Genomic DNA, 11,208 nt, shown 5'->3' on the forward strand with positions numbered 1-11,208 from the left:
CCCTTCGTCGAGCGCGACCTTGCCTGTGCTGCGGTATCGGGTGTTCGGACCTCGCTCGGCATGTTGCAAGACATCGCTCGTCATGACTGTTCGAAGAAGTCTTCGTCAACACGTTTGAGGACGAACGTGCTTTCGTCCTGGACACCGACGTTGTGCAGGATCATCAACTCGGCGAGCCTGCGCCCGTCGATCAGCACGATGCGGTTCGGGATGCGCTCCACATACGACCTGGCGTCAGCGCTGAAACGACTTGTCGTGATGAAGACACCACGATCCGCTTGCTGGCCATGCAACGCACCAACGAAAGCCTGGATGTCCGGCCGTCCCACTGGATGGTCTGCCGCGTATCGCTTCGCCTGCACGTACACGCGATCGAGGCCCAGCACGTCCTGCCGGACGACGCCATCGATACCGCCGTCGCCGGATTTTCCCCAGTGCTCGGCGGCACCCGCACGGCCGCCATATCCCATCGCGGTGAGGAGCCTCAACACGAGCCGTTCCAGGAAGACAGGCGGTTGATCGAGCACCCGTTGCAGCACTTCCGCAGCGAGCGCTTCGTTGCTCGCCCGCACCGCGTCCGCGATGGCCTCCAACGGAGTTTCGGCGGACTCGACCGGCCCGGAACCGTTCGAGCTGGTCGTCTTCTCCCTGGACCGACTGAGGAAGTCGCGGTACTCCTCGAACTGGCTGAGCACCTTTCCGTCGACCCGCTTCGGGTTCTCGGCAAGCAGTGTGTGGCCGCGGTCGTTGATCTGCACGTGGCCGCGCTGCGGGCGGGTCAGCACGCCGGCTTGGACGAGATGCGTGATCGCCCACTGCACGCGGTCGTTGATCCGCGTCTTGCCGCTCGGGAAGACGTCCGCGCGGTCTCCTTCGGTTAGCCCGAGTTCGGCGGCGGCTGGAGCTTCCACGTCCCGCCAGTGCCGCACCTGCCCATCGGACAGCGCACGCAGCACCGGAACCATGAACGTCTGGAACTCAGGGACAGCCATCTAAACCTCGAACCCCCGCGCCGTAGACACGTCAATCCGCCCCGTCACCGCTTCAGTGATCAATGTTTGCCACCGATCCAGCAGGAGACGATCAAGCCGAGCAATCACATCTTCAAGCGCACGCATTCTCCGCCACTCAACATCCAACTCTCGCGCGTGCGACTTCTGCTCTTCAATCCCCGGCATATACACCGGAAATGACTTTACAAAGTCATTATTAATAATCGGAAGTGTCGTATAGGGCGCCGTACGACGGAGTTCATCTCCAGCTGACCACATCTGCCAGAAAAAGAATCGCGAGCAAACGTCCGACCTCGGCACCAAGGCTGTTATTTGCTGATTTGCACTAGCCGGATGATCCAGGTAGGCGACCTTACCGGCAGTAGCGCCTATGCCAACAAGTAGGGTTGATCCCGCAGGAAATATTGGCACTACACCCGCAGAAATAGACTCTCGACGAACCAGTTTCGTCGGAGCACCAAGTTCAGGGTCGTCAAGAAAATTGGCAGGCCCATACCAGGGAATCCCGTCGTCAACAAAGTGCCCCTCTTCGAGCGAGGGCGGCGTTGCGCCGGTTTTAACACCAATAAGAAACCTGCGCAAGGGAATCGCCTCGGAGCTCAAGTCCCACACCATGCTGCGCCCAGTATACAAGGCGGCCGTTGCCAGAAATCGCTCCCGCAGCGCCCGACTTAGGTCCACACGGCGACGCCGAAGACTAACCATTCGCTTCAGGGCGCAGTCCAGGAAATCTGCAACGCGTCGCTGGTATTCAAGAGGCGGCACGTAAACAGGGAAATTTGCAAGTACGTCAGATGACAACTCCAAGAATGTTGATCCCTGACCAAGCATCTGAAGGCGGTCCGCCATGGCCAACAATTGATACACAAAGAACCGCACATCCAATGCGACTTTGGGAATCAACGCACGACATCCTTGATTGAATGCCATGTCAACGGTGGCACTAGCAACATACCCAATGGGGGCGCGCGTCGATATAAGAATCGAGCCAGCCGGAGCGATACTTGATCCGCTGGCCGCACCCAGCGTAGTCAAGGTACGTTGGGTAGTCTCAATAGAGCCAAATCGCACACGCCCCAAGTCAGCAGGTGTTGCCCAAGGAATACCCCCGCCCCAATTCTCGTCAGCGGGCGACGGTGTTCCACCATTGACGATTCGAAAAATTCGCCGAAGCGGCAGGGCAGGCCAATTCACTCCGTCACCTCCGACAGGAGGTGCTGGATCTCGGACTCGAGTTGCCTCAGCTCGGCATCGATCTCCGCCAGCGGACGTGGCGGCGTGTAGACGTAGAAGTGCCGCGTGAACGGGATCTCGTAGCCGATCTTGGTCTTGGAGTGGTCCACCCAGGCATCGGGCACGTGCGGCAGCACGTCCCGCTCCATGTACGAGTCGATGTCCTCCCGCAGCGGCACGTTCTCGTTGTCCCGCAGATCAGGATCGGGCAACGGATTGCTCTTGGCGTCCACCTGCAGCTCGCCCTCGGGGTCACTCACCGACACTGCGGCCCAGACAGCCTTGCTCACGCCGACGGGCAGCTTCCCGAGCCCTGCCAACGCATCCGACAGCTGCCCGGTGAACTCGGCCTTCCGGAACGACGGCGCCGCACCCACCAACCCCTGCAAGCCGGCCAGCAGCTTGTCCCGCGCCTCGTACTTCGCCAGCGCCTTGGCGTCCTCCAGCTCGGCCAGCGCGTCCGCAGTGACTTCGAACCGCAGCCGCAACGGCCGCTCAACCGTGATCCGCTGGTACCCGAAGTCCGAGTTCTCGAACACCTTCACCTTGGCGTGCAACGGATGTTCCGGGTCGGAAGCCGCGACGAGAGCCTCCCCGTACAGCTGGGACAGCTCAGCGATCTTGTCGTCTGGGATGTATTTCCGCTTGTCCCCCAACGACTTGCGCATCTTCGCCCAGTGCTCGCGCGCGTCCAGCAGGATGACCTTCCCCTTGTACGCAGGGGCCTTGCGGTTGGTCAGGATCCAGAAGTACGTCGAGATGCCCGTGTTGTAGAAGAGCTGGTCCGGCAGCGCGACGACGGCCTCCAGCCAGTCGTTCTCCAGGATCCACCGGCGGATCTCCGACTCACCTGAACCGGCCGCGCCCGTGAACAGGGGCGAGCCGTTGAAGACGATCGCGAGCCGGCTGCCGCCCTCCTCCGGGCGCTTCATGTGGTGGATCATGTGTTGCAGGAACAGCAGTGAGCCGTCGTTGATGCGCGGCAGTCCCGCGCCGAACCGTCCCGCGAACCCGAGACCCGCTTCCTTCTCGACGTCTTCCTTGACCTTCTTCCACTCCACCCCGAACGGCGGGTTGGCGAGCAGGTAGTGGAAGCGCGTGCCGAAGTGCCGGTCGTGGCTGAACGAGTTACCGAGCCTGATGTTGTCGGAGTCCTCGCCCTTGATCAGCATGTCGGACTTGCAGATGGCGTAGGACTCAGCGTTGAGTTCCTGGCCGAACACCTTCACCGTGGCGTCCGGGTTGTGGTCCAGGATGAACTCCTCGGCGGCGGTGAGCATGCCGCCCGTGCCGCAGGCCGGGTCCAGCACCGTCTTCACCACGCCGGGGGTCGTCAGGTCCGCGGTGTCCGGCGCCAGCAGCAGGTTCACCATCAGCTTGATGACCTCGCGCGGCGTGAAGTGCTCACCGGCCGTCTCGTTGGAGATTTCCGAGAACTTCCGGATCAGCTCCTCGAAGAGGTAGCCCATCTGATGGTTGTCGACGACCGACGGGCTGAGATCGATCTCGGCGAACTTGGCCGCGACCTTGTAGATGAGGCCCGCGTTGTCGAGCCGGGTGAGCTGCGTGCCGAACTCGTAGCAGTTGAAGATCTCCTGCGCGTTCGGGGAGAACTTGCTCAGGTAGAAGCTGAGGTTCTTGGCGACGTTGTCCTGGTCGCGCACACAAGCCTGGAAGTCCAGCCTGCTGGTGTTGTAGAAGCTGAGCTTGGTACCGGACGCACGCCGAAGCAGCGTGTCCGGGTTCTGGATGCCCTGCTGTTCCAGCTCGGCCGCGCGCTCCAGCACGGCGTCACGCGTCGGCGCCAGCACGCAGTCCAGGCGCCGCAGCACGGTGAACGGCAGGATGACCTTGCCGTACTCGGACTGCTTGTAGTCCCCGCGCAACAGGTCGGCCACCGACCAGATGAAGCCCGCGAGTTCCTGGTGCTTGCTGCTCACCGATGTCCCTTCGATTCGTCTTGCACCGAGTCTTCTTGTCGTGTCGTTCTTCGTCCGGCAGGCGTTGCATGCTCACCCGATCGGATCAACTGAGCCCACGACCAGGCCGTCCATCATGGCCTGCACAAGATCACCACTGAGCGTCGCGGTCCGCCTCACCGCGTGCTCGAACTGGTCGAGTCTGCGGAACGCGGCACCATAGCGCCGTTGCTCCGTGAGCGAGAGGCGCGGTACCTCGACCTTGCGCACGTCCAGCCGGGGAACAGGACCACCGGACACCCAGTGGCTCGCCGAGCCGCGCAGAAAGCCCGCCAGGAACCAAGGATCGATGCGTTCCAGGTCCGCCCTGAGCAGTTGGAGGTGTGGACCGAGCACCGCGCCGGCCTCGGTCATCACCCGCACGGCGACTCGACGTGGCACCACCGCCACCACAACGTCGCCAACTTGCAGTCGAACGTCCTGTCCCAGGTCGTCGGCGACAGTCGTCCCCGAGGGACCTGTTCCTCCGAGCACATCCTTGGCAAGCAGCATCGGTACTTCACGACCCTGGCGCGAGGGTGTGCGAACCGACGCCTGCCGAACCGTGACCGCACCCGATCTCACGAACTCAGCGACCGACGTCGTCGCCCCGTGAGCACCCGGCCCTTCCGCTACTTCGGGGATCAAATCGGTGAGTCCCGACAGCAACGTGGCGAGAGAGTCTCTCGTGCGTGCGAGATCCTTCGCGTCGGCCGGACGAACGGCCGATCTGACGCGTCTCGCCGGTGTCAGATCGACCTCGTCGTCCAGCAGGTCCGCTGTCGCGACCACGCGGCTGATCTCGGTCGGTGCCTCCTCCCCGTCACGCAGGAAACCGAGCACGACCGGAAGGACCCGTTCACGGACCGCGGCCAGTTCGGCGGGCATGTCCGCGACATCGACGAAGAGAACGCTGCGGTCTGGATCGACCGGCCGCCGTAACACCCATATGGACAACGAGATCCCGTGCGGTGGCGCGATCCCGGTCGGCAGCCCCACCACGGCGCGGATGGCCCCGCGCCGCACCAGTTCGGCCCGCACCTTCCGCCCCGCTCGGCGCGAGGTGACGGCAGGCGGCATGAGCGCGACCACCAAGCCGCCCGGACGCACATGCGCGAGACAGTGCTGAATCCAGGCGAGCTCCGGCTCCGATCGTGGTGGAAGCCCGTACTCCCACCGTGAGTCGTAGGCGAGTTCGTCGTGCCCCCAGTCGCGAACCCCGAAGGGCGGGTTACACACGACGGCGTCAGCGAGGAAGTCGGCGAACGCGTCCTGACGTAGTGAATCACCCGGCCGGATGTCGACCTCGTCACAGGTGAAGGAAGCGCGCACGGTGGCGAGCCCGACGAGCGACGAGTCGATCTCTTGTCCGAACACGCGGTCAGCTCGGGCCGCGGCCGCACTGAGCAGCGTGCCCGTGCCACACGCGGGGTCGAGGACAGACGAAACCCGACTCGGCAACAGATCGAGCATCAGCTTGGCGAGTTCCTCCGGTGTCGCCGAGACCTGCCTCCCGTGAGCCTCCGCGAACCGGTCGCTCAACTGCGCGAAAGCTGATACCGCACCATCTGCCTCCGCCAGTGCGATGAGCGTGCGCAGCAGGGGGATGTGCCGTTCGTCCAGTCGCGCGGGCAGGAACCGGGCAAGCTCCGGCCTGCTCTCGGCTACAGCGGTCAGCAGGGTCGAGGCAAGGCGACCGTCGGACGGCTCGGCGAACACGGCGTCGCCGTTTCTCCGAAGGTAGTGAAGGAAGACACCGACCGCCGCCACCAACTCGGACATCCGGTGGTCTCCGCGCCAGGCGTCCAGCTGGCGCCAGATGCGTTCGCGCGGTGGGATCTCCTGCAGCTTGCCCTGCTCACGAAGCCAGCGCTCCACATCCTTCAACCGGAACGACGGACTTGTGTCCGTCCCTCCGACCGGACTCGGGAAATCCTCGTGCCGCCGCCGCCAGTTGCTGACCGCGGCACGCCCCACACCGGCCAACCGGGCGATCTCCGCTGCCGTGACCTCGAGGTCTTCTGCCATGTCACCTCCTCCAACGCCGTGAACATACCCTAGCACCTAAGTACGGGTGTTGACAGTGTTTTCAGAGCTGTGGTTCTCTGGATTGCGTTCACACACTCGTGTACTCAGCCAGGAGGTTCGGCCCGTGCCCGACTCGCCCAGCCTGCCGACGACCGTCTTCCAGCTCGTCCCAGGGCACCCGATGACCGACTACGTCAGTCGCCCGCACCCTCCGTCGTCGTTCGAGGTCCGCACCGTCGATGCCGACGACGGAAGGTGGAGCCTCATGTGCGGCTGCCTGAAGTCGGACAACGTCACGTGGGCCCGACACATCTGGTCCCTGACCGGCGAGGAGATCGCCTTGGAGACGTCGACACCGTTCGGGGTCCTGTTCGTGCCGCGCCCGCGATGGAACTACGCCTTCGTCTGGGGCGCGGGCTGGCAGCTCGTGAACCCGGACCTGGTGGTCGCGGACTTCGGCAAGGAGTACGGACAGCGGCGCCTCGACACCGGCAGCCTCCGGTCAATCGGCTCGCGCAACCTCGACCTGCGGGGCCGGATCACCCAGACGACGATCCCGAGCGGCAGCGACCTGCGTGACTTCGCTATCGAGCCGGTGCTCAGCACGATCAACCACCTCGAGGGCACCGCGCATCTGAACGACCTGACCGCCGGCAAGCACTCGAAGCGGTCCCGCAAGATCCGCGTCGGTAGATCGCTGCGGCTCCCGCTCGGCCGCACCCCGGAGACTCTGGTCGACGACCTCGAGTCACTGGAACGCGCGCGGGAGAGCGAAGGTCGCTCAGCCGCGTGGAAGACACTCGCACAGCTGGAACCGGTGCACCCCAACGAGCCCGTGCACAGCGCACTCGAGGCCGCACTCGCCGAGGCGCTCGGCCAGGAGGACGGCATCAGCATCGGGTGGCCCGCTGGCCTCGGTTTCAATGCGTTGGACTGCGACTGGTATCGAATCACCGGCATCGTGCTGGGCGAGCCGGAGAAGACCGGCGAGATCGAACCCGGCTACTTCATTCGCCACCTGGTTCACCTTGCCCCGCCGGAACGTATCAACCGGATGCGGTCAGCGCGGATCTTCCTGCACGATGACGAGGACAGCTCCGCACGCAGCACGAGCGCGTACCGGTGGATCGTCCTCGAGACCACAGTGGAGGATCGCCGCTATCTGCTCCAGGACGGCGTCTGGTACCGCCTGGACGGTGAGGCGGTGCAACAGCTCAGGGGCGGGCTCGCGGAGCTCATCGACAATCTGCGCATCACCTACCCCGATCTTCCGACGTGGGATCGAGGCAGCGCCGACGGCAGCGAGAACACCTACTGCGAGCAGGTCTCGACTCTGCCGGGATTCACCTGCCTGGACACGAAGTTGATCAGCACGCCGATGCGGTCGAAAGTCGAGATCTGCGACCTGCTCGGCCCGAACGGCGAACTCATTCACGTCAAGTGGCTCGAGTCCGCCGCATCGGCGAGCCACCTGTTCGAGCAAGCACGCCTTGCGATGCGAGCGCTGAAGGAGGAGCCCGAACACGTTCTCGCCGCTGTTCGGCAACGAGTGGCCGCGGTGACCTGCGGACGCCGCACCATCGAACAGATTTCGCCGACGATAGTCCTGGCTGCGGGCAGGCGAACCTGGCACATCGACTCACTGTTCACCATGTCCCAGGTCGGCTTGCAGAACCTGGAGCGCGACATCCGCGCTCTGGGTGGCTCACTCAGGCTGCTCGACCTGCCCTTCGCACGGTGAGTTCCATCCATGCGGTGGCCGGGGCGGGCCCGCCACCGCATGGACACCATCGATGCGTCCGCGTCATCCCAATGCGATCCATTTGGGGCGATCCTAGTTACGAGGGCATCGCGACACCCTGACAGTTCAACGTCTGTAGTCGTCTCCAGTCCGGGATGTCGAACCGACGATCATGTCGACACTCGTCCGTCAGCACTCTCGCGGACGTAGGTGGCCTGGCTGAAGTGCCCCATGGCCACGTGGATGCGGGTTGCCTGCTCGGTGCCGAACCTGCCGACTCGTACGACGTCACCGTTGCGCGGTTGGATGATCAGGACATGGCGACGCGTCAGGCGCACCTCTTGGATCTCGGCCCAGCTGAGCTTCGCTCCGCGCCACTCCAGGCCTTCGGGTGAGATCGCGATCATCGGTCCCCGCACCAGCCGCCAGCCGACATTGGCGATCACGAGTGCGACCACTGTCCACGACACGACTGCGGCACCAGTGGCGACGGCCTCGTCCTGGAACGCCGACGAGGTGTACACGAAGGCGCCGATGCACCCGAGCAGAAAGATGAAGAACAACCACACTCGCTGGTGTCCACCAAACACACGAACCGTGCGATCAGGTTCCGTTGGGTTGTCAGGACGTTGATAGCGCACCGGCTTGCGGCGGGACTTCCGCCGCTCGGGCAACAGCCGCCAAGCGACCGCGATGTACACGTAGAACCAGAGAACACCGAACGGCAGCAGCAGGACCATGCCCCATCCCGCGTACGGGCGTACCGGAGAAAGGTCACCGCGGTTGAACCCGTCACCCGCCACCTGCTTGCCGATGAGTTCGGGCTGGAGGAAGCCTCGCGCGGTCGTGGTAACAACGTTGCCGTTGACCTTGTTCGTGACCGTGGCGCGGCACTCGTACACGTAGCCGAAGCCGCGCAGGGTCACCGGGCCGTGCCGGTCGCACGAGTTGGCAACGATGATGTGACTGGCTTCTCTCAGGTCTTCGGTCTCGACCTTGTTCCAGAAGTAGTTGAAGATCGTCGCGCCGAGCAGGTAGCCGAGGACGGGGATGATCAGGAACGCGAGGATCCGGTGCAGGATGCGGACCGCTTTCATCCGCCGTTCGCTTCCTTGCGCTTCTCCTCTTCCTCGGCCCTCGGTCCCGCCACGTGCGCCAGCCACCGCTGTCCTTGGCCTTGTCCTCCCAGTCGTGGAACTTGGTGGACTCCTTGGTCGCCTCGATCCCCAGCCTGGGCAGGACCTCCGCGGGTGCGCTCTTGAAGCCGTCGACCGCGACCTTCTTGGCCTCGCCCAGCGCGTCTTTGGCCATACCGGTGACGGAGAAGTCGGCCATGCTTCGCCGGATGTCCGCGTCGATGCCCTTCTTGAGGACACTGACGAAGTCGTCACCGCTCTTGGACAGTGCGGTCTTGGCGTTGACGAGGATGTCGTCGAGCTTCCTGAACAGCCCGCCTGCGTTGCTGAACGCCTTCGTGAGCTTGCGGCAGGCCTCCAGGGCCTTGTTCGCCCACTTGACCGCGACGGGGATGCACTCGGCGATCGCCCCCGCAAGGCCCGCGCCAGCCGCCGCGACAGCGGGTGCCCATCGAAGGCAGATCGAGATCAGTTTGCCGATCGCTTCGGAAATGATGTCGCGCACGATGTCACGGACGACCTTGAGCACGATCTTGCACGTTCGGACCAGGCTCGCGATACCGCCGGCGGCGGTGGCAACACCAGCATAGGTGTCGGCGCGATCGGCGCCGAACAGCCGGTATTGATCGCTGTCCTTGCCGGTCCACCCGCTGGTGTCGTTCTTGACCCAGTTCCTGAGGTCGTCGGAGGTGTCCTTCAGGTAGTCGGAGACGTTCTCCCAGGTTTTCGCCATGCCGTCCAGGGCTTCCTGGTCACCGATGAGCCAGTCCAGTGGCTCCTTCAGAAACCAGACGTGCTCGACCAGCCACCCGAACCCCGCGCTGAACAGTGCCGCCAACGGATCGGCGAGAACGCTTGCCACCCCCGGCGACCGTCGCACCCGCGTTGATCAGGCCCACAGCCCAGTTGCCGCTCGAGGAACCCTTCACCGTCTCGGTGGCATCGTGGAAGATTCCGGCGCCCTCCGTGATCGGAGTCTTCTCACCGGTGTTCACGAAGTAGTTCGCGGCTGGCGTGGGCGCCGGTCCCATCGTCGTCATCGGTCGTGCATCCCGTCGAAGATGTCGGACTGAGTCTGTTCGTGCTCCTCGATGTGTTTGCGCCAGCCATCGAACCGCTTGACGTGGTCGACCGAGGCGTCGACTGCCTGGCGCATGGTGTCCATCGCGGCGTTCTGCGCGGCGGTGCAGAGAGCCGCGAGCGGGAAGCCGAGCTTGCCGAAAGCCTCCATGTTGGACACGACCTGCGCTGCGCCCAGCGCGTAGTTCACCTGCTATCCGACGTTGTTGAGCTTCGTCGCGTGGGCCTGCATCTCAACCAGGTCGATTCGGTAGGTCATCGCAGGAAGCCCCTGTCGCTGAAGTCGTCGTCGCCATCCTGCGGCGGCCGAGGCCGCTGCGGGCGAGGTGGCACCGGCGGTGCTGGGAGCGGAGGAGGTGGCACCGGCGGTGCTGGGAGCGGAGGAGGTGGCGCGTCGTCCTCGATAGCGCCGAGCCGCGGTTGGCCGCCGCCGTACCCACCGCCTCCCGGTACGTACTGCGGCGGGGGTGGCGGCTGGACGCTGCGCAGTTTGTCCATCATGAAGTGCATCGCCTCGGAGTCGGCGCCCAGCATCGGCGACATGGCCTCCTGCACCGTCGCGGCGACTCGGCTCTGCGCTGCCTGCGCCACACTGTCGCCGTCCCTGCGCTGCAACGCATTGCCCAGCTTCAGATCCACGAGGTTGCCTGCATCGTTGACCGTTACGACGATCTGGCCGTCCGCGCTGCGTTCCATGACACGCAGGTTCACCAAGCTCTCGCGGAGCGCGTCACTTTTGCGTTGAGCCTCAGCCAGCTTGCCCTCGTACTGGTTGAGGATCTGATCCGGGTCGGTCATCGGCCTACTTGGTCCTTCCCTAACTCACCGTCGCCGTACGGTAACAAGTAGTCGCGATCCTGTCCGGTGAATGCGACACCTCCCCGCTTGCGCCGGCTCACAACCACAACGAACTGACGACTCAGCTCCGGCCAGCCTGACGGGCGACAACGGGTCGGGACACGCGCAGCTCCGCCACCGCCCGATACCCTCGACATTCGAATCAACGGCATCACGAATTC

At 64.2% G+C, this 11,208-nt stretch carries 8 protein-coding genes and 1 pseudogene; 1 reads left to right on the plus strand and 8 read right to left on the minus strand.

Annotated elements, in window-relative coordinates; translation table 11 throughout:
- Positions 1-80: 80 nt before the first annotated feature.
- The 4 genes from JOD27_RS22550 to JOD27_RS22565 all read right to left on the minus strand — a co-directional run bounded on the left by JOD27_RS22550 (position 81) and on the right by JOD27_RS22565 (position 6,232).
- The gene (locus JOD27_RS22550; RefSeq protein WP_204764240.1) at positions 81-992 is read right to left on the minus strand and encodes a restriction endonuclease; all 912 of its coding nucleotides are present in this window, start codon (positions 990-992) and stop codon (positions 81-83) included.
- Positions 993-2,207: a restriction endonuclease subunit S gene (locus tag JOD27_RS22555; protein ID WP_204764241.1), complete on the minus strand. Its 1,215-nt coding sequence runs from the start codon at positions 2,205-2,207 to the stop codon at positions 993-995.
- Positions 2,204-4,186: a type I restriction-modification system subunit M gene (locus JOD27_RS22560; RefSeq protein WP_204764242.1), complete on the minus strand. Its 1,983-nt coding sequence runs from the start codon at positions 4,184-4,186 to the stop codon at positions 2,204-2,206. Before JOD27_RS22560 ends, JOD27_RS22555 begins: the two co-directional genes overlap by 4 nt.
- Before the next feature lie 72 nt (positions 4,187-4,258).
- Positions 4,259-6,232, minus strand: coding sequence for an N-6 DNA methylase (locus JOD27_RS22565; RefSeq protein WP_204764243.1), 1,974 nt, complete (start codon positions 6,230-6,232; stop codon positions 4,259-4,261).
- A gap of 124 nt (positions 6,233-6,356) precedes the next feature.
- On the opposite strand from JOD27_RS22565, the gene JOD27_RS22570 reads away from it, so the two are divergent.
- Positions 6,357-7,973: a TIGR04141 family sporadically distributed protein gene (locus tag JOD27_RS22570; RefSeq protein WP_204764244.1), complete on the plus strand. Its 1,617-nt coding sequence runs from the start codon at positions 6,357-6,359 to the stop codon at positions 7,971-7,973.
- Positions 7,974-8,143: 170 nt separating this feature from the next.
- Here the strand turns inward: JOD27_RS22570 and JOD27_RS45120 are convergent, their stop codons facing one another.
- The 4 genes and pseudogenes from JOD27_RS45120 to JOD27_RS22585 form a co-directional block, all read right to left on the minus strand.
- Positions 8,144-9,070 (minus strand): DUF6346 domain-containing protein, encoded by a 927-nt coding sequence (locus JOD27_RS45120; RefSeq protein ID WP_239568259.1) that lies wholly within the window; start codon positions 9,068-9,070, stop codon positions 8,144-8,146.
- A gap of 445 nt (positions 9,071-9,515) precedes the next feature.
- Positions 9,516-9,989: pseudogene (locus tag JOD27_RS47385) on the minus strand (WXG100-like domain-containing protein); the annotation flags it as partial.
- Between the two features lie 156 nt (positions 9,990-10,145).
- Entirely contained in the window at positions 10,146-10,379 is a 234-nt protein-coding gene (locus JOD27_RS22580; protein ID WP_204764246.1) for a hypothetical protein, read from the minus strand.
- A 65-nt stretch (positions 10,380-10,444) separates the two neighbouring features.
- Complete coding sequence (locus JOD27_RS22585; protein ID WP_204764247.1) at positions 10,445-10,987, minus strand: YbaB/EbfC family nucleoid-associated protein; 543 nt, start codon at positions 10,985-10,987, stop codon at positions 10,445-10,447.
- Positions 10,988-11,208 lie beyond the last annotated feature (221 nt).

The sequence above is a fragment of the Lentzea nigeriaca genome (genome assembly GCF_016907955.1).
In the GTDB taxonomy this organism is placed as follows: Bacteria; Actinomycetota; Actinomycetes; order Mycobacteriales; family Pseudonocardiaceae; genus Lentzea; species Lentzea nigeriaca.